The following is an 18,752-nucleotide window of genomic DNA, read 5'->3' as shown; positions in this document are numbered from 1 at the left end:
TGGGCCGGCCGGTTTCCCCGGGTACCGGCGCAGCCATCATGCAGGGCGAACCCGGCCCGGGCCACCCCCCCCGGCGACGTGGTGATCCACCACCGGTGACCGGCCCGCGCAGATCGTACCCGGGTCACCCGACGGCCTCCGGTGCGATCTCCTTCAGTTCCCCCTCCTCCATCAGCAGCCAGCGCGTGATCCCGACCGACTCCAGGAACGGCAGGTCGTGGCTCGCCACGATCAGCGCCCCCTCATAGGACTCCAGCGCCGTGGTGAGCTGCCGGACACTGGCGATGTCGAGGTTGTTGGTCGGCTCGTCCAGCATCAGCAGCTGCGGCGCCGGCTCGGCCAGCATCAGCGCGGCGAGCGTCGCCCGGAAGCGTTCGCCGCCGGACAGTGTCACCGCCTTCTGGTCGGCGCGTCCGCCCCGGAACAGGAAGCGGGCCAGCCTCGCCCGGATCCGGTTGTTGGTGGCACCCGGCGCGAACCGTGCCACGTTCTCTGCGACGCTCAGCCCGTCGTCGAGGACGTCGAGGCGCTGCGGCAGGAACCGCAGCGGAACCTGCGCCGCCGCCTGTCCGGACACCGGCGGGAGTTCGCCCGCGACGGTGCGCAGCAGCGTCGTCTTGCCCGCGCCGTTGCGTCCGATCAGCGCGACCCGCTCCGGGCCCCGCAACTCGAAGCCGCCCTCCACCCGGGCGCCGTAAGCGAGTTCGAGATCCGTGAGGGTGAGGACGGTACGTCCCGACGGTACGGCCGTATACGGCAGGTCGACGCGGATCTCGTCGTCGTCCCGTACGGCCTCCACCGCCTCGTCGAGCCGCTCCTTCGCCCCGGCGAGTCTCTCCTCGTGCACGATGCGGTGCTTACCCGCGGACTCCTGGGCCGCCCGCTTGCGTGCCCCCATGACGACCTTCGGCTCGCGCTTCTGGTCCCACATCTTCTGCCCGTACCGCTTGCGACGGGCCAATTTGACGTGAGCGTCAGCGAGTTCGCGCTTCTGTTTACGCAGGTCCGCCTCGGCGACCCGCACCATGCGCTCGGCCGCATCCTGTTCGACCGCCAGCGCCTCCTCGTAGGCCGTGTAGTTGCCGCCGTACCAGGTCACCTCTCCGGAGCGCAGGTCGGCGATCTGGTCCACCAGTTCCAGCAGTTCGCGGTCGTGGCTGACCACGACCATGACGCCCGGCCAGTTCCCGACGGCCGTGTACAGCCGTCTGCGGGCGTACAGGTCGAGGTTGTTGGTGGGTTCGTCGAGCAGCAGTACGTCGGGCCGTTCCAGCAGCAGCGCGGCCAGCCGCAGCAGCACCGACTCGCCGCCCGAGACCTCGCCGATGGTGCGGTCCAACCCGAGTCCCTGCAGACCGAGTTCGCCGAGCGTGGCCAGGGCGTGCTCCTCCACGTCCCAGTCGTCGCCGACCGTCTCGAAGTGTGCCTCGGCCACGTCGCCGGCCTCGATGGCGTGCAGCGCGGCCCGTTGTGCGGCGATACCGAGCGCCTCGTCGACCCTCAGCGAGGTGTCGAGAGTGATGTTCTGCGGCAGGTATCCCACCTCGCCGGTGACGCGGACGGTGCCGGCGGCCGGCCGGAGTTCACCGGCGATCAGCCTCAGCAGGGTTGATTTCCCTGACCCGTTGACGCCGATGAGGCCAGTCCGGCCGGGGCCGAAAGCGACGTCGAGGTCATCGAGGACGGAGGTTCCGTCGGGCCAGGTGAAGGACAGGGCGGTACAGGTGATGGCTGTGGACATGCGGGCCTTTGCGGTTGCGTGGTGCGGTCGGGGCAAACGCGTGTCGAGACACCGCGGGAAGACGACGACCGGGAGCCGGGCGGGGAGAGGCGGGCATGAAAAAAGCCCTGTTCCGCGAGGACGGCTCGTACGCCGAGGTCGCACGCTGCGTGCACACCACACGGGTGTGACGCGGTGTCTCCGGACCTCAGACGAGCAACGTCCCTCTCCCATCGACGGCAACAGAATCCCGCACACCGTACGAAGGGCCGGGGACGGCTGTCAACGCGTTTTCGCGGGGCCGCAGACCGGAAGGGCGCCGGGCCGCCCGGCTCAGACGGTGAACGCCCCGCCGGTGCCGAAGGCCAGCTTCGCGAAGCGCTCGCCCATGCGACGGTGCGTGGCGGCGTCCGGGTGCAGCGCGTCGGGCAGCGGCAGTTCGGCGTGGTCCGCCTCGCCGTAGAGCTCGCGGCCGTCCAGGTAGTGCAGATGCGGGTCGTCGGCCGCCCGCTGCCTCACCACGCGGGCCAGCTCCTCCCGTACGCCCTCGAGGGTCAGCTTCCCGGCGGTCCGCTCCTCGGGGTCTCCCATGGCCACGAACTGGAACCGGCTCTCGCCGATGGTGCTGAAGTCGGGCAGGCTCGGACCCGGGGTGTCCTCGTGGATGGGACACAGAATGGGCGAGACGACCAGCAGTGGCGTCGTCGGATGGCCGTCGCGGATCGTGTCGAGGAAACCGTGCACGGCCGGAGCGAAGGCACGCAGTCGCAGCAGGTCCATGTTGACCAGGTTGATGCCGATCTTGACGCTGATCAGGTCCGCGGGCGTGTCCCGCATCGCCCGCGCGGTGAACGGGTCGAGCAGCGCGCTGCCGCTCAGCCCCAGGTTCACCAGGTCCACCCCGCCGAGCGAGGCGGCCAGCGCGGGCCAGGTCGTGGTCGGGCTCGCGGCCTCGGAGCCGTGGCTGATCGAACTGCCGTGGTGCAGCCACACCCTGCGGTCCCCGGGGGCCACCGGTGTCACGGGAGCGTCGGTGCGCAGGGCGACCAGCTGGGTCATCTCGTTGTGCGGGAGTCAGATCTCGACGCGTTTGTCACGGCCCGGCAGCCCGGTGAACCGGACCGTGTCCACGGGACCCGGCCGGAGCTCCTCGGAGCCCGTGGCCATGTTCATCACCATGACGTTGCCGTCGGTGAGACGGGCCCGCCCGGCCGGTCCGCCGTCGATCACCAGGTCGTAGACACCGTCCGGGCGGGGCGGAGCGCCCTCGTAGGCCACCTTGGTACGGAGCGCGTCCAGTTCGACAGCTGTGGCCCGGGTGCGCAGCACCAGCCGGACGCCGGACGGCTGTGCCTCCGCCAGGGCCAGCTGTCCGTCGTCGGCCTGTGCACGGGCCCGGGCGGGCAACCGGTGCGGCTGTACTCCCTGTGGGGTCCGCTCCAGCTCGAGCGCGCCGCGCAGCAGGTCCTCGGTGAGCGGGGTGGTGATCCAGCCTTCCGCCGGGGGAGTGGGGGAGGGGCCGTCGGTGGGGGCGTGGGGGGTACCCATGGTCGCAGGCTGTCAAGCGCGCCGGCGGTCCGCAAACACTCGTCGGGCGCCGCTGGTTCAGCAGGCGTCGCGGATCAGCTCGGCGAGATCGCGGTCCAGGTCGAGCTGGAGATGCTCCAGGCCGGCCGGCACGAGCTCGCCGGTCGCCTCCAGGAACCGGAGTATCTCGCCCGAGCGGACATGCACGACGGCGGTTCCCTCCGGAGCGTGGAACTCCAGCACGGTCCGGTCGTAGCCATACGGCCGCACGCGGACGTCACCGTGGCCCTCGGGCTCGTGCAGCCCCGCCGTGAGCAGCTCGCGGGCGAAGGTCCAGCAGACCTCGACACCCTCCAGGGTGGCGGGAGCGGGAAAGGTCATGCGGACGGCGAACGGATCGCTCCGGTCGTAGTGCAGAGTGGCGGGAATACGCGCCATCCGCGGCGCGGCGGCGACAAGACGGGCCTCGACGGGCTGCTCGATGACGGTGGACAACGCCTTGCTCCCTCGTGACGGCTGGACGGCTTCCGGGCGGATAGGGCGGGTTACTCAAAGAGACGACGGAATCGGCCAATCCGTGCCCCCCGGGACAGGGTGACCTCTGTCACCGCTTCCACGCACCGGACCGGTCCACGGGCTGCGGAAGGAGCGGACGCGCCACACGGGTCCAGGACGTCGCGTCGCACCCCGGTCGAGGACATCTCGTCCGGCAGGCGGGGCTGCCTGCGGTCCGGCGGGCGCCCGGCGACAGGTGAGGTGAGGTCCGGCGGGGCGGGGCCCGGCCCCGCCCCGACACCGAAGTCCCCCGCCCCGTACGCTCGTCGCCACCATGACGAGCGTACCCATCCCCGACGGCTGGCCCACGGCCGAGGAAGCGGCCCGTGCGGTCCAGGACGAACTGCGCGGGCGGGTGGTGCTCGACGAGCCCGGCCCGCCGCCCGGGACGGGCCGGGTCACCGGTGCCGACGTCGCGTACGACGACGAGCGGGACCTCGTCGACGAGACCACGGCCGTCGTGCTGGCCGCGGCGAGCCTCGAGGTCGTCGCCGAGATCACGGCCGTCGGCCGGATCTCCTTCCCGTACGTGCCCGGTCTGCTGGCCTTCCGCGAGATCCCCACCGTGCCGGCCGCCCTCGACGCCCCGCCGCGCCCGCCCGGCCTGGTCGTCTGCGACGGCTACGGGCTCGCCCGTCCCCGCCGCTTCGGCCTCGCCGGCCACCTGGGGGTCCTCACCGGCCTGCAGACGATCGGCGTCGCGAAGAACCCCTTCGCCTTCACGGCGCCGGCGACCTCACGCGGCAGTACGGCCCCGCTGCTCGCGGGCATCAAGGAGGTCGGCCGGGCCCTGCGCACCCGGGACTTCGTCAAACCGGTCTGCGGCTCGGCCGGCCATCGCGCCGGCCTCGCCAACGCCTGCGCCCACACCCTCGCGCTGACTCCCGCCCACCGCCTCCCGGAGACCACCCGCCGGGCGGACGCCCTGTGCCGCAGGGCCCTCCGGGAGGTGCCGTGCCGGACGCCGCACGGCAGACGGGAAACTCCCGGCAGGGTTTAAGAGGCTCCCTTCCGCCGGCCCCGGCCGTCCCGCTCGTCCCCCTCCCCCTGCCCGATGCGCCAACGGCCCACCTCGCGGTACTCCGAGTCGTAGATCTCCGACCCGTCGCCGGCCTTCATCGGGTAGTGCCGCAGGTTGCCGCCCCAGTAGCGCAGGATCCGCCCCAGCTCACCCGCGGGGTCCTTCGCCAAAGCCTCGTCGTCCATGTCCACTTCGAGAAGAAAACGCATGCCTTCAAGTATTCCATTGAACTTCCCTTTGGCACTTGTGCGGAAGGTTGTGCCGAACAGTCCGGACCCGCTGCCGAAAAGTCTCAACCCGGCGCCACCGGTCACCTCCGACCTGATCCGCCGGACAGGCCCGGCCGACACCTGAGCCGGGCGGGGACACGGACCGCGTCGTACAGTGGACGGACAGTGGCCAAGCGCTTGCTCGCCCGCTCTTGTGCCGAGTGGAACGTGTTCTTAGCATCATCGATGTGACATCGGTTGTGTCAAAGCCGGGGGTGCGATGACGGAGGCACAGGTACCTGCACCAGCACGGTCGTCGGGGCAGGGTCCGCTGACCGGCGTGCGGGTGGTCGAGCTGGCCGGGATCGGCCCCGGACCGTTCGCCGCGATGCTCCTGGCCGATCTGGGCGCCGACGTCGTCCGCGTGGACCGCCCCGGCGGCCCCGGAATCGGCGTCGACCCGGCGTACGACGTCACCAACCGCAACAAGCGCTCCGTCGTCGTCGATCTGAAGGCCCCCGACGGCGCCGGCCTCGTCCTCGACCTGGTCGAGCGCGCCGACATCCTCGTCGAGGGCTTCCGCCCCGGTGTCGCCGAGCGTCTGGGCGTCGGTCCCGGGGACTGCCACGCCCGCAACCCGTGCCTCGTCTACGGCCGGATGACCGGCTGGGGCCAGCAGGGCCCCCTCGCGGACCGGGCGGGGCACGACATCGCGTACATCGCCCGTGCCGGCGCCCTCGGCATGATCGGCAGCCCCGGTCGGCCACCGGCCGTCCCGGCCAACCTGCTCGGCGACTACGCGGGTGGCTCCCTCTACCTCGTCGTCGGCGTCCTCGCCGCCCTGCACCACGCGCGTGCGGGCGGCACCGGACAGGTCGTCGACGCGGCCGTCGTGGACGGCACCGCCCACCTGTCCGCCATGATCCACGGCATGCTCGCCGCCGGAGCCTGGCAGGACCGGCGCGGAGCCAACCTCCTCGACGGCGGCTGTCCGTACTACGGGACCTACGAGACGGCCGACGGCGGACACATGGCGGTGGGCGCGCTCGAACCGCAGTTCTACGACGAGTTCCTTCGGCTGCTCGGCGTCGAGGACGAGGGTGGCGACGACGAGGCCGGGCCCGGGCTCTTGGGGGCCCGCACCGACGTCACCCGGTGGCCCGCCCTGGGCGAGAGGGTCGCCGCCCGCTTCAGGGAACGCACCCGCGAGGAGTGGACCGCCGTCTTCGACGGCTCCGACGCGTGCGTGGCCCCCGTCCTGTCGTTGCGCGAGGCCCCGCACGACCCGCACCTCGTCGCCCGTGGCACTTTCACCGAGCACGCCGGTATCACCCAGCCCGCACCGGCCCCGCGGTTCTCCGCCACCCCCACCAGTGTCCGCACCGGGCCCGCCCGGCCGGGCACCGACACCGACGACGTGGCCCGCGACTGGGACGCACCCCGACTGCTGTCCGCGCTCCGACACCCTCAGCGAAAGGCCACCTCGTGAGCACCGAAGCGTACGTGTACGACGCGATCCGCACCCCGCGCGGGCGCGGCAAGGCGAACGGCGCCCTGCACGGCACGAAGCCCGTCGACCTGGTGGTCGGGCTCATCCACGACATCCGCGACCGTTTCCCGGACCTCGACCCGGCGGCCGTCGACGACATCGTGCTCGGTGTCGTCAGTCCGGTCGGCGACCAGGGCTCCGACATCGCCCGGATCGCCGCCCTCGCGGCCGGGCTGCCCGACACGGTCGCCGGCGTCCAGGAGAACCGCTTCTGCGCCTCCGGCCTCGAGGCCGTCAACCTGGCGGCCGCCAAGGTCCGTTCCGGCTGGGAGGACCTGATCCTGGCCGGCGGAGTGGAGTCCATGTCCCGGGTGAAGATGGCCTCCGACGGCGGCGCCTGGTTCAACGACCCGATGACCAACCTCGCCACGAACTTCGCCCCCCAGGGCATCGGAGCCGACCTCATCGCCACCATCGAGGGCTTCTCGCGGCGGGACGTCGACGAGTACGCGGCCCTCTCCCAGGAGCGCGCCGCCACCGCCTGGAAGGAGAACCGCTTCGCGCGGTCCGTCGTCCCGGTGAAGGACCGCAGCGGTCTCGTCGTCCTCGACCACGACGAGCACCTGCGCCCCGGCACCACCGCCGACTCCCTCGCGGGGCTCAAGCCGTCCTTCGCGGACATCGGCGAACTGGGCGGCTTCGACGCGGTGGCGCTGCAGAAGTACCACTGGGTGGAGAGGATCGACCACGTCCACCACGCGGGCAACTCCTCCGGCATCGTGGACGGCGCCTCCCTCGTCGCCATCGGCACCAAGGAGGTCGGCGAGCGGTACGGACTCACCCCCCGCGCGCGGATCGTCTCCGCCGCCGTCTCCGGCTCCGAGCCCACCATCATGCTCACCGGCCCAGCCCCCGCCACCCGCAAGGCGCTCGCCAAGGCCGGACTGACCATCGACGACATCGACCTCGTCGAGATCAACGAGGCCTTCGCGGCGGTCGTGCTGCGCTTCGTGAGGGACATGGGCCTGTCGCTGGACAAGGTCAACGTGAACGGCGGCGCCATCGCGCTCGGCCACCCGCTCGGCGCCACCGGCGCGATGATCCTCGGCACCCTCGTGGACGAACTGGAGCGTCAGGACAAGCGTTACGGCCTCGCCACGCTCTGTGTGGGCGGCGGCATGGGCATCGCCACCATCGTCGAGCGCCTCTGAGATCCCGGCGGACCCCGTCCCCGAGCGACCGAGCGACTTCTACGGAGACCTTGTCATGACCGAAACCCCCACCATCCGCTGGGAACAGGACGACACCGGTGTCGTCACCCTCGTCCTCGACGACCCTTGCCAGTCCGCGAACACCATGAACCGGGCGTTCCGCGACTCCCTCGCCGCGATCACCGACCGCCTGGAGGCGGAGAAGGACAGCATCCGCGGCGTCATCCTCACCTCCGCCAAGAAGACCTTCTTCGCCGGCGGAGACCTGCGTGACCTGATCAAGGTCACCCCCGAGACGGCGCAGGACCTGTTCGACGACGGCATGGCGGTCAAGCGCCAGATGCGCCGTATCGAGACCCTCGGCAAGCCGGTCGTCGCGGCGATCAACGGAGCGGCCCTCGGCGGCGGTTACGAACTCGCCCTCGCTTGCCACCACCGGATCGCCCTGGACGCGTCCGGCTCCAAGATCGGTTGCCCCGAGGTCACCCTCGGCCTGCTCCCCGGAGGCGGTGGCGTCGTCCGCACCGTCCGGTTGCTCGGCATCGCCGACGCCCTGCTCAAGGTGCTCCTCCAGGGCACCCGGTACAGCCCGCGACGCGCCCGGGAGAACGGCCTCGTCGACGACGTGGCCGACACCCGCGAGGAACTGATCGCCAAGGCCCGTGCCTTCATCGACGCGAACCCCGAGTCCGCCCAGCCCTGGGACCGGCCCGGCTACCGCATCCCGGGAGGCGCCCCGTCCCACCCCGGGTTCGCGGCCAACCTCCCCGCCTTCCCGGCCACCCTGCGCAAGCAGACGAACGGCGCCCCCTACCCGGCGCCACGCGGTATCCTCGCCGCCGCCGTCGAGGGCGCACAGGTCGACTTCGAGACTGCCCAGGTGATCGAGGCCCGCTACTTCGTAGAGCTGGCCGCCGGGCAGACGTCGAAGAACATGATCCAGGCGTTTTTCTTCGACCTCCAGGCCGTCAACTCCGGAGCCAACCGCCCCCAGGACATCGAGCCCCGCACGGTCCGCAAGATCGCCGTGCTCGGCGCCGGGATGATGGGCGCCGGCATCGCCTACTCGTGCGCCCGCGCGGGCATCGACGTCGTCCTCAAGGACGTCACCCCCCAAGCCGCCGCCAAGGGCAGGGCGTACTCCGAGAAGCTGTGCGCCAAGGCCGTCTCCCGGGGCCGGACGACCCAGGAGAAGGCCGACGCGCTCCTCGCGCGGATCACGCCCACCGCCGAGGCGCAGGACCTGGCCGGCTGTGACGCGGTCATCGAGGCCGTCTTCGAGGACACCGCCCTCAAGCACAAGGTGTTCCAGGAGATCCAGGACGTCGTCGAACCCGACGCGCTCCTGTGCTCCAACACTTCCACCCTCCCCATCACCGCCCTCGCCGAAGGCGTCGACCGCCAGGGCGACTTCATCGGGCTGCACTTCTTCTCGCCGGTCGACAGGATGCCGCTGGTCGAGATCATCAAGGGCGAGCGGACCGGTGACGAGGCGCTCGCCCGCGCCTTCGACCTGGTCCGGCAGATCAAGAAGACCCCGATCGTCGTCAACGACTCGCGCGGCTTCTTCACCTCCCGGGTCATCGGCCGCTTCCTCGACGAGGGCGTCGCCATGGTCGGCGAGGGCATCGAGCCCGCCTCCGTAGAACAGGCCGCCGCCCAGGCGGGCTACCCCGCCAAGGTGCTCTCCCTCATGGACGAGCTGACACTCACCCTGCCGCGCAGGATCCGGGGCGAGTCCCGGCGGGCCGTCGAGGAGGCCGGCGGCATCTGGGCCGAGCACCCCGCCGAGGCCGTCATCGACCGCATGGTCGACGAGTTCGGCCGCCCCGGCCGCGCCGGCGGCGCCGGCTTCTACGAGTACGGCGAGGACGGCAAGCGCGCCGCCCTGTGGCCCGGCCTGCGCGAGCACTTCACCAAGCCGGGGCACGGGATCCCGTTCCGGGACATGCAGGAGCGGATGCTGTTCGCCGAGGCGCTGGACACCGTCCGGCTGCTGGAGGAGGGCGTGCTGACCTCGGTCGCCGACGCCAACATCGGCTCCATCCTCGGCATCGGCTTCCCCGGCTGGACCGGTGGCGTCCTGCAGTACATCAACGGCTACGACGGCGGCACCGGGGGAGAGGCCGGGCTGCCCGGATTCGTGGCCCGTGCGCGTGAACTCGCCGAGCGCCACGGCGAGCGGTTCGCACCGCCGGCGCTGCTGGTGGACAAGGCGGAGAAGGGCGAGCGGTTCACGGACGCCCGCTGACCCTCCGGTGCGGGCGGTGCCGCAGGCCGGCCGGCGGGGACGGGAGCATCAGTCGCCCGTCCCCGCCGTACCCGGTCCCTCCCCGCCGTCCAGCCACTCCCGCAGCTCCTCGCGCAGCGACCGCTGGAAGGCCGTGAGCAGCGCCTGCACCACCAGCGGATGCATGTGGGCGGACAGCGACCTCACCTCCCGCGGGTCCCGCTGCGCCACCGCGTCCCGCAGCAGCCGCGACAGCTCCTGGGCGGCCGCGCGGGCATGCCCGGTGAGCGTCGTACGGGCCTCTAGGACCGTCTCGTGCGTCAGCGGTACGTCCAGCAGTTCGACGCCGAGCCGCAGCAGCCCCGCGTCGACCCGGAAGCCCTCTCCGTCCCGCTCGACGACGCTCAGCGCCGCCAGCCGACGCAGATCCTCGCCGCCCAGCGTCCGCCCCGCCCGCCGCTCCAGCTCCTCGCGCGACACCCTCTCCACCGTGTCGGGCGCCCAGGAGGCCACCACCGCACGCTGGACCATCAGGTCCCGCGCACTCAGATCCGGTGGCAGCCGCCCCAGATACCGCTCGATGGCCGCCAGCGTCATGCCCTGCCGCTGCAACTCCTCGATCAGTGCCAGTCGGGCCAGGTGCTCCTGACCGTAGTGACCGACGCGGCGCGGCCCGATCACCGGCGGCGGGAGCAGCCCCCTGCTGCCGTAGAACCGGACCGTCCGCACCGTGACCCCGGCCCGCGCCGCCAGTTCGTCGATGGTGAGGGCCGGCTCCTTGATGTCGGTCGTCATGCACAGCAGTATTACTGTCCCACCGGCATTGTGACACCTCGCCTGCCCCGGGACACACCGGCCCCGACTGCCAGTGCCGGCGCCCACGGTGACGTCATGCCAGAGAACACAGAGAACACAGAGAACACGGGGATCGCCTACGTCAGGGGTGACGCCACCGCGCCGTCGGTGGCGGGCGTCAAGATCATCGCTCATGTCCGCAACGACCCCGGGGGGCTGGGGAGAGGGCGTCGTCCTCGGCGAGGTCCGGACGGTCCCCGTGGAACGAGACGTGCGGGTGGCCGAGATGGCCGACCGGCGCGGCGTGAGGAGGCGTGACAAGAGCGACAAGGGCGTTCCCGTCCGCTACGACGTGATCGACCGTGCTCCCACCGCCGTCTTCGGTCATGTGATCGCGCTCGGCCGGCAGGCCCCCGTCCCGGAGCACATGTCGCGCATCGGCTGCGGGCCGGCTGGAGGCAAGTGGCCGCGCATGGAACCGCTGGCCACTGAGCGGCCGGTCCGGCGCGGGGTACCGGTGACCGTGAACGAACACGACGGAGACTGAGCGCCGCCCGCACGTACCCGTGCGTAGGCTCCCGCGCGCCGGGTGTGTTCGCGGTCCCCGCTTCCGCCCACATGCCCACGAGCCGTCAGATGCCCCCTTCTGCACACGAGTTGACCGCTGTACCGTCCGCGCATGCCGATACGCACGCGTTTCACGACCTGGAGACCGCTCGTGACGGTGGCCCTGGCCGCCCTGACGGCCACGCTGCTCACCCCCACGACGGCGACCGCGGCGGGCACCGCGCCGCGCGAGAGCCTGCCCGTCCACTCCTACGACGACGCGATCCGCGAGGCCGTCTGGGTGAACACCGGACTCGACGAGGACGGCGACGGACGGACCGACCGGGTCGCCGTCGACATCGTCCGCCCCGCCGAACCCGCGCAGCGGGGCCGAAAGGTCCCCGTCATCATGGACGCCAGCCCGTACTACTCCTGCTGCGGGCGCGGCAACGAGAGCGAGCGCAAGACGTACGACGCGAACGGCGACGTCGTACGGATGCCCCTGTTCTACGACAACTACTTCGTGCCGCGCGGCTACGCCGTCGTCGGCGTCGACCTGGCCGGCACCAGCCGCTCCGACGGCTGTGTGGACGTCGGAGGCCGCTCCGACATCCAGTCCGCGAAGGCCGTCGTCGACTGGCTGAACGGCCGCGGCACCGCCTACACCACCCGCACCGGCGCCGAGCGGGCCGACGCAGGCTGGACCAACGGCCGCACCGGCATGATCGGCAAGAGCTGGGACGGAACCATCGCCAACGGTGTCGCCGCCACCGGCGTCGAGGGCCTCGAGACGATCGTGCCGATCGCCGCCATCTCCTCCTGGTACGACTACTACTTCAGCAAGGGCGCTCCGCTCTACGGCTCCGGCCCCGACTGGCTGTCGAACTACGTGGAGAGCCCGGATGCCCGCGCCCGGTGCGGGGCCGTCCAGCGCGAGCTCGTCGGCGGTGCCCCGCGCACCGGCGACCTGACCCCGCTGTGGACCGAACGCGACTACGTGCGCACCGTGAAGAAGGTGAAGGCCAGCGTCTTCCTCGTACACGGCATGCAGGACCTCAACGTGCGGATGCAGCATGTCGGCCCGTGGTGGGACGCCCTCGCGAAGACCGGTGTCGACCGCAAAATCTGGCTCTCCCAGACCGGACACGTCGACCCGTTCGACTTCCGCCGCGCCGACTGGGTCGACACCCTGCACCGCTGGTTTGACCACGAGCTCCTCGGCTTCGACAACGGCATCGACCACGAGCCCATGGCCGACATCGAGCGCGCGCCCGACCAGTGGGTCACCTCGGAGAACTGGCCGCCGCGCGGCACCCGCGCCGCGGCCCTGCGCCCCGCCCACGGCACCGGGGGCGGCGCCGGCACACTGGGCCTGCGCAAGGGACGCGGCACCGAGACGTTCACCGACGACCCGAGCCTCGACGAGACCGACTGGGCGGCCGGTATCGACACATCGACACCGGACAAGGCCGGCTTCGTCACTGTGCCCCTCTCCCGTGACCTGCGGGTGTCCGGTGCCTCCGAGGCCACCGTCACCGTGACCCCCAGCACCCCCACGGCACACCTGTCCGCCGTCCTCGTCGACCTCGGTCCCGGCACCATCCGCGACTACGCCGCCGCGGGCGAGGGCATCACCACCCGCACCGACCGCACCTGCTGGGGCGCGAGCACCGAGGGCGACAGCTCCTGCTACCGGGAGACCGAGGCCACGACCGCCGACGTCGGTCACACGATCATCAGCCGAGGCTGGGCCGACCTGGGCAACCACGCCTCCGACGGCAAGGGCGCCCCGCTGACTCCGGGCAAGCGCTACACCGCCACCCTCGACCTGGCCGCCACCGACCACGTCGTTCCCGAGGGCCACCGTCTCGCCCTGATCGTCGCGGGCACGGACCGTGGCCTGATCGACCCCCCGGCGGACACCCCCAGCCTCGCCGTCGACCTCGCCCGGACCTCCGTGCGCGTCCCGTTCACCGGCGGAACCGCCGCCTTCGCCCGCGCCACCGCGAACGCGCCCACCGGGTCCGGGCCCGCTCTTGACGCCACCGTCCGCGACGGCGCAGGTCCTCCGCACACCGTCCAGCGCGTTCCGGGAGAAGGAGGAGGTACGTCCGGAACCGGATGATCCACGCGCCGCCGGTCACGGCCTCGCGCACGACCGATCACCCACGCGGGCGGATGATGATCCCTTCGACCACCGTCCGCCCGCCGGTTGACAGGAACGTGACCGCCGGAGAGGTGATTTTTGCGCCAAAGGTGGTAGGGGCATGGCGGGGGGAGTGATCCTCCGGCCAACGGCTCGGTGAAAGGTGCCGCCTGTGACGAAGGACCAGCACAGCGACAAGGAACACGAGGCGGGCCCTCTGCCCGGCTCGGAGGCGGGTCTGGCGGGCCGTGAGAGTCCTCGGACCGACCGGGTGGTGTTCGGTGTCACGGCTGTGCTGACCGTCGCGTTCGTCGTCTGGGGCGCCACCGCGACCGATTCGCTCGAGGACGTCTCGAGCGGCGCGCTCTCGGGTCTGATGCACAACGGCGGCTGGGCGTTCATGCTGGCCGCCTCTGGTTTCGTCGTCTTCGCCCTCTGGCTCGCGGCCAGCCGTTACGGCAGGATCCATCTCGGCGCAGAGGGTGAGGAACCCGAGTTCCGCACCGTGTCGTGGGTCGCGATGATGTTCAGCGCGGGCATGGGAATCGGTCTGATGTTCTATGGCGTCAGTGAGCCGCTGGCGCACTACGTCACGGCACCACCCGGCACCGGTCCGGCCGACTCGGGCGAGCGCATGGAACTGGCCATGGCGACCACGCTCTTCCACTGGACGCTCCACCCGTGGGCGATCTACGCCGTGGTCGGCCTCGCCATCGCCTACAGCACCTTCCGCAGACGCCGCCGGCAGACCGTCAGCGCCGTCTTCACCCCACTCATCGGATCGAAACACGCCAACGGGAACACCGGACGCGCGATCGACATCCTCGCCATCGTGGCGACCATCTTCGGCTCGGCTGCCTCGCTGGGGCTCGGCGCGCTGCAGATCGGCTCCGGCATGCAGGAGCTGGAGTGGAGGGACGAGGTGAGCACGGGGCTTCTCGTCGGCATCATCGCGGTGCTCACGGTCGCGTTCGTCGCCTCCGCGGTGTCGGGTGTCGAGAAGGGCATCCAGTGGCTGTCCAACACCAACATGGTGCTCGCCCTGGTGCTCGCCCTGTTCGTGTTCGTGGCCGGTCCCGCGGTCCTCGTCCTCGACCTGCTGCCCACCTCGGTCTTCGGCTACCTGGGTGAACTGCCCCAGATGGCCGGCCGTACGGAGGCCAGTGCCGGCGAGGGGGTGGCGGACTGGCTGGGCAGCTGGACCGTCTTCTACTGGGCGTGGTGGATCTCCTGGACGCCGTTCGTCGGCATGTTCATCGCCCGCATCAGCCGGGGCCGTACGATCCGTCAGTTCATCGGCGGAGTCATCCTCGTGCCCAGCACGGTCAGCCTGGTCTGGTTCGCGATCTTCGGCGGCTCCGCGATGAGGCTCCAGGAGCAGGGCCGGCTCGGTGACGAGCCGACGGCCGAGGGGCAGCTGTTCGCGGTGCTCCAGGAGTACCCCCTCGCCACGGCGGCGAGCCTCCTGGTGATGATCCTCGTCGGCATCTTCTTCGTCTCCGGCGCCGACGCCGCCTCGGTCGTGATGGGCACGCTCTCGCAGAAGGGGGCACTCGAACCGGGACGCCTGGTGGTGGTGTTCTGGGGCGTGGTCACCGGAGCGGTCGCCGCGATCATGCTGCTGGTGGGCAGCGGCTCCGGCGACGCGCTGACCGGCCTGCAGAACATCACGATCCTCGCGGCGGCCCCGTTCGTCGTCGTGATGATCCTGATGTGCGTGGCGCTCCTGCGCGACCTGCGCCGGGATCCGGTCATCGTGCGCAGGGAGGTGGGGTCCGAGGCCGTCGACCTGGCCGTCATCGCGGGGCACACGAAGTACGACGGGGAATTCGAACTCCGTATCGGGCCCGGGGCCGGTACGGACGTGGAGGGGGACCCGGTCGGGAAGCACTACGAGGCACCGGCCGAGCACTGAGCCCGAATCCGCCGGCTGATCTCTTGCGGGTCCCATCTCTCGCCGAGGCGGGTTGCCGGTGCGGGGTAGGGGTTTCGGGGTGTGTGGTGCCCGCCGCGCGCGGGTCGCGGCCTGTCCGGGGTCTTTCGGTGTCGGGGACGACGTGATGGGCGGTGTCGCCGGGGGCCGGTGCGGCCGTCAGGGTGTGCTCGGTGCTCGGTGCTCGGTGCTCGGTGCTCGGTGCTCGGTGCTCGGTGCTCGGTGCGCGGTGCTCGGTGCTCGGTGCGCGGGGGCGGTCAGGCCGGTGCGGGTGGGTGGTGGACGGCGTCGAACAGGCTCAGCCAGGCGTCGCGCCAGGGCCAGTTGGCGGGCAGGTGGGCGGTCGGCTTCGTGCGGGCGGTGCGGGCGGTGCGGGCCAGGCGGGCGGGGACGTGCACCAGGTGGGCGCGCAGGGGGGCGGTGGTGGCCTTGGCGTGGAAGACCGAGGCCAGGGTGCCGGCGGCCCGCAGCAGGTTGTGGGACATCGCCCACAGGGTCAGCCAGGCGGCGTTGGCCTGGAAGTCGCCGGAGGGCAGGTGCGCGAGGGCCGGGGACTTGCCGTCGGCGATCGCGTGTTGCCGGTGGTGCAGTTCTGCCTCCAGCATGGTGAAGGGGCTGTTGGTGAAGACGGGGTGGTAGCGCCAGGAGGTGAACAATTCGCCCTGTCCGGCGCCGGGCAGCAGCGGGGTGTGCGTCGCGAGGCGGGTGAGGAACTCGCGGTGTACCCGGTGCAGTTGGCGGTTGTGGCCGTGGGAGAAGGACCGCAGGAAGGTGCCCAGCGTGGACGGGGCACGTATCCCGGTGAAGGCCCGGTCCATCGCGCCGTGCCGCAACCGGTCGGCGTCGTCGATGGCATCGGCCCCGGTGCACATCGCACCGAGCAGTGACATCACCTTGGCAGGCGCATGGGCGCCGCCGCTGGTGGCGGCCCCGTCGATGCGGACCTGGGCGGCCAGCTCGGGCATTCCGGCCCGCTCGGCGATCCGGACCAGCGGCAGCAGCCCCGCATCCGCGATCAGATTCGGTTCGTCGAAGAGTGCGGAAACATGGACAGGGACATGGGAAGATTGCACGTACGAGATGCCTTGCTGATCGTGCGGTTCCGGACTCTAGACAAGCCCATTATCGCAGGTCGCAAGGCATCTCTTCGTTTCCGGAAAGCCTGTCCACAGGCATCAGCCGGTGGATCGGGGCTGAGGGCCGGCAGTCGATCCGGCCGTCGCCGCAAGCACCGGCCCGGCCGGCCGCCGCACCGGCCCTCACCCCAGGGCGAGTTCCGCCGCCTCCTGCGCGCAGTCCCAGGCCACGGTGGCCCCCGCGCCGCCGTGGCCGTAGTGGTGCACCAGCGTCCGCCCGTCCGGGAGCGGCTCGCGTTCGCGGCGGACGGTGTCCCGGGCGGGCCGCAGCCCCACCCGGTGCTCCAGGATCCGCGCTCCCACGACCAGGGGCAGCAGTACCGCACACCGCCGCGCGTTCGCCTCGGTCTGAGCGGGATCCGGCTCCAGGGACCAGTCGTCCTCCTGCGCCGTACCGCCCAGCACCAGCCGCCCCGGCTGCGGGAAGGCGTACGCCGTCGTTCCGTCGGCGGCCGTGGAGACCGTCCAGGTACGGATCCCCGGGTTCTCCACCACGACCAGCTGCCCCCCCCGCACCGGACGCACCGCGGGATCGGGCACCAGGTCGCGTGTCCCCGGCCCCGCGCAGTTCACCACGACCGGGGCGTCCGCCTGAGCGCGGTCCGTCGCCGCGCGTTCCTCCACCACTCCGCCCGCGGCCACGAACCGCCTCCGCAGCCGGGGCAGACGGGCCGGCATGTCGACGAGCGGCAGCCGGGCCCACACACCCGGCCCCGACGGGTGCTCCTCGGCGCTCGACACCCGCAGCCCCGGCAGCCGCGCGGCGGCCCGGACACCGACCTCGTCCAGCGCGGTCCCGCCCAGTACCCCTTCGACCATCCGTACGCCGGTGACCTCCGGCCGCGCCGCCAGCTTTCGTACACGTCCAGCGAACGCAGTGCCCACGCGTGCGCCGACGCCACCGGCTCGATCCGGTACGGCCACCACAGCGCCCCGGCAACCGCCGAGGTGGTCCGCTCGACCGGGTCGCGTGTCCACAGCCGTACCCGTGCGCCCCGCTCGGCGAGGACGACGGCCGCCGTCAGCCCGACGACCCCGCCGCCGATCACGCGGACATCGAAAACCGGTTCGGTTTCCATGCGGGGGCGTTAGCGGAATATGTCATGCAGTGCTCAGGTCCGTCCCGCTGCGGGAATACTCACAGCATGTCTGCCGAGTACGCGACCTTCGGCCTGACACCGGCGATCCGTGCCGGTGGACTCCTCCCCGGCGGCGACCACCAGGTCCACCGGGACTTCGTCGACTTCGTCGTCGACGGACACCCGCTGCTGTTCCGCCTCTGTGACCTCGATGCCGTCTCCCCGCTCGCCTCCGACGTCCCTCCCGCCATCTTCACCGCCCAGGTCCGCAGCCTGCTCCTGGAGACGGAGGCGCCGCTGCCGTCCGGCCGGTACATCGTCTACGGCTGCCCCGACTGCGAGGACCTCGGCTGCGGTGCGGTGACCGCCTCCATCGAGCGGGACGGCGAGGACTACATCTGGCGGGACTTCGCCTGGCAGACCGACGAACACGCCGACCTGGAACTCAACGGGTACCACGGCCTGGGCCCGTTCCGCTTCCGCGGCGCGGACTACCGCACGGCCCTCGCCGCCCTGCCGGCCGGCGGCGCCCCGGGCTCCCGCCGCCGTGTCCTGCTGATCGGCGCCCGCGGCGCCCTGCCGGCCAGGCTCGCCGCGGCCCTGCGCGCCATCGGCGTCGGCGCCGACATCGCCCACGACACCGACGGTGTCCCCGCCGACGAACTGCGCGGTTACGCCGCCGTCGTCTTCGACCGGTCGACCGGCCCCGCCGAACAGGCCGCCGTACGCGCAGCCTTCGCCGCCGCAGGCGTCGACGTGCCCTGCGTCGACGGCCACGCCCCGATCGTCCCGCTGCTCGTGGCCCAGACCGAGCACGCCCTGGACCGCAGCCCGCCCGGACAGCGCCGCCTGACCCGGCTGACCACCCTCGCCTCCTCGGCCCCGGCGGGTGCCGACGCGGAGGTCGAGGTCACGGCGTCGTGCCGGGTGCGACTCACCGCGTACCGCCTCGACCGCCTCGCCCGCAGCCACACCCGCGACGTCTTCGACGGCGTCCTGGAACCGGGCCGCCACCGCATCCCCCTGGACCCGAGGACGGTCAAGGCCGAGTCCTACCTGGTGGCCCGCACCGCCGGGGCGGTCCTGACGACGGCGGTACGGCGGTGAGTGCCGGGAGGTGGGCCGGGGGCGGGACGCGTGGGGGGAGCTAGGATC

The 18,752-nt window shown here is 71.8% G+C and carries 13 protein-coding genes and 2 pseudogenes; 8 read left to right on the top strand and 7 right to left on the bottom strand.

Annotation, left to right across the window (positions count from 1 at the left end):
- Positions 1–124: 124 nt before the first annotated feature.
- From HUV60_RS02955 to HUV60_RS02945, 3 genes and pseudogenes are all read right to left on the bottom strand, one after another.
- Positions 125–1,741: an ABC-F family ATP-binding cassette domain-containing protein gene (locus HUV60_RS02955; protein WP_257852450.1), complete on the bottom strand. Its 1,617-nt coding sequence runs from the start codon at positions 1,739–1,741 to the stop codon at positions 125–127.
- A gap of 312 nt (positions 1,742–2,053) precedes the next feature.
- Positions 2,054–3,268: pseudogene (locus HUV60_RS02950) on the bottom strand (GDSL-type esterase/lipase family protein).
- A gap of 57 nt (positions 3,269–3,325) precedes the next feature.
- A complete protein-coding gene (locus HUV60_RS02945; RefSeq protein WP_257852451.1) occupies positions 3,326–3,742 on the bottom strand; it encodes an SsgA family sporulation/cell division regulator in 417 nt (138 codons plus the stop codon).
- Between the two features lie 334 nt (positions 3,743–4,076).
- Between HUV60_RS02945 and HUV60_RS02940 the strand changes: the two genes are divergently transcribed.
- The gene (locus HUV60_RS02940; RefSeq protein WP_257852452.1) at positions 4,077–4,802 is read left to right on the top strand and encodes an endonuclease V; all 726 of its coding nucleotides are present in this window, start codon (positions 4,077–4,079) and stop codon (positions 4,800–4,802) included.
- Here HUV60_RS02940 and HUV60_RS02935 read toward each other — a convergent pair.
- On the bottom strand, positions 4,799–5,032 hold the full coding sequence (locus tag HUV60_RS02935; RefSeq protein WP_257852453.1) for a hypothetical protein: 234 nt from the start codon (positions 5,030–5,032) through the stop codon (positions 4,799–4,801). The genes HUV60_RS02940 and HUV60_RS02935 overlap by 4 nt on opposite strands.
- 280 nt (positions 5,033–5,312) lie before the next feature.
- Here HUV60_RS02935 and HUV60_RS02930 point away from each other — a divergent pair, with 280 nt between their 5' ends.
- Genes HUV60_RS02930 through HUV60_RS02920 form a run of 3 tightly spaced genes read left to right on the top strand, consistent with a single transcriptional unit; the run spans position 5,313 to position 9,983 of the window.
- Positions 5,313–6,521 (top strand): CaiB/BaiF CoA transferase family protein, encoded by a 1,209-nt coding sequence (locus HUV60_RS02930; protein ID WP_257852454.1) that lies wholly within the window; start codon positions 5,313–5,315, stop codon positions 6,519–6,521.
- Positions 6,518–7,732: an acetyl-CoA C-acetyltransferase gene (locus HUV60_RS02925; protein ID WP_257852455.1), complete on the top strand. Its 1,215-nt coding sequence runs from the start codon at positions 6,518–6,520 to the stop codon at positions 7,730–7,732. The genes HUV60_RS02930 and HUV60_RS02925 overlap by 4 nt, the downstream gene beginning before the upstream one ends.
- Before the next feature lie 55 nt (positions 7,733–7,787).
- Positions 7,788–9,983: a 3-hydroxyacyl-CoA dehydrogenase NAD-binding domain-containing protein gene (locus HUV60_RS02920; RefSeq protein WP_257852456.1), complete on the top strand. Its 2,196-nt coding sequence runs from the start codon at positions 7,788–7,790 to the stop codon at positions 9,981–9,983.
- 48 nt (positions 9,984–10,031) lie between these two features.
- On the opposite strand, the gene HUV60_RS02915 is transcribed toward HUV60_RS02920, so the two are convergent.
- Positions 10,032–10,757, bottom strand: coding sequence for a MerR family transcriptional regulator (locus HUV60_RS02915; protein WP_257852457.1), 726 nt, complete (start codon positions 10,755–10,757; stop codon positions 10,032–10,034).
- A gap of 193 nt (positions 10,758–10,950) precedes the next feature.
- On the opposite strand from HUV60_RS02915, the gene HUV60_RS02910 reads away from it, so the two are divergent.
- The 3 genes from HUV60_RS02910 (at position 10,951) to HUV60_RS02900 (ending at position 15,364) form a co-directional block, all read left to right on the top strand.
- Entirely contained in the window at positions 10,951–11,304 is a 354-nt protein-coding gene (locus tag HUV60_RS02910; RefSeq protein WP_443047205.1) for a hypothetical protein, read from the top strand.
- Positions 11,305–11,436: 132 nt separating this feature from the next.
- On the top strand, positions 11,437–13,428 hold the full coding sequence (locus HUV60_RS02905; RefSeq protein ID WP_257852461.1) for a Xaa-Pro dipeptidyl-peptidase: 1,992 nt from the start codon (positions 11,437–11,439) through the stop codon (positions 13,426–13,428).
- Positions 13,429–13,621: 193 nt separating this feature from the next.
- On the top strand, positions 13,622–15,364 hold the full coding sequence (locus tag HUV60_RS02900) for a BCCT family transporter (protein ID WP_257852462.1): 1,743 nt from the start codon (positions 13,622–13,624) through the stop codon (positions 15,362–15,364).
- 275 nt (positions 15,365–15,639) lie between these two features.
- Here the strand turns inward: HUV60_RS02900 and HUV60_RS02895 are convergent, their stop codons facing one another.
- Both HUV60_RS02895 and HUV60_RS02890 read right to left on the bottom strand, forming a co-directional pair.
- Positions 15,640–16,455, bottom strand: a complete 816-nt coding sequence (locus tag HUV60_RS02895; RefSeq protein WP_257852463.1) for a hypothetical protein — start codon at positions 16,453–16,455, stop codon at positions 15,640–15,642.
- 186 nt (positions 16,456–16,641) lie between these two features.
- Positions 16,642–17,597, bottom strand: a pseudogene (locus tag HUV60_RS02890) (FAD-dependent oxidoreductase).
- A gap of 66 nt (positions 17,598–17,663) precedes the next feature.
- On the opposite strand from HUV60_RS02890, the gene HUV60_RS02885 reads away from it, so the two are divergent.
- The gene (locus tag HUV60_RS02885) at positions 17,664–18,704 is read left to right on the top strand and encodes an oxidoreductase (protein WP_257852464.1); all 1,041 of its coding nucleotides are present in this window, start codon (positions 17,664–17,666) and stop codon (positions 18,702–18,704) included.
- Positions 18,705–18,752: the final 48 nt, after the last annotated feature.

The organism is Streptomyces sp. KMM 9044 (assembly GCF_024701375.2).
Taxonomy (GTDB): Bacteria; Actinomycetota; Actinomycetes; order Streptomycetales; family Streptomycetaceae; genus Streptomyces.
Note: the sequence above shows the minus strand (reverse complement) of the source record. Positions and strands in the feature narration are given on the sequence as shown.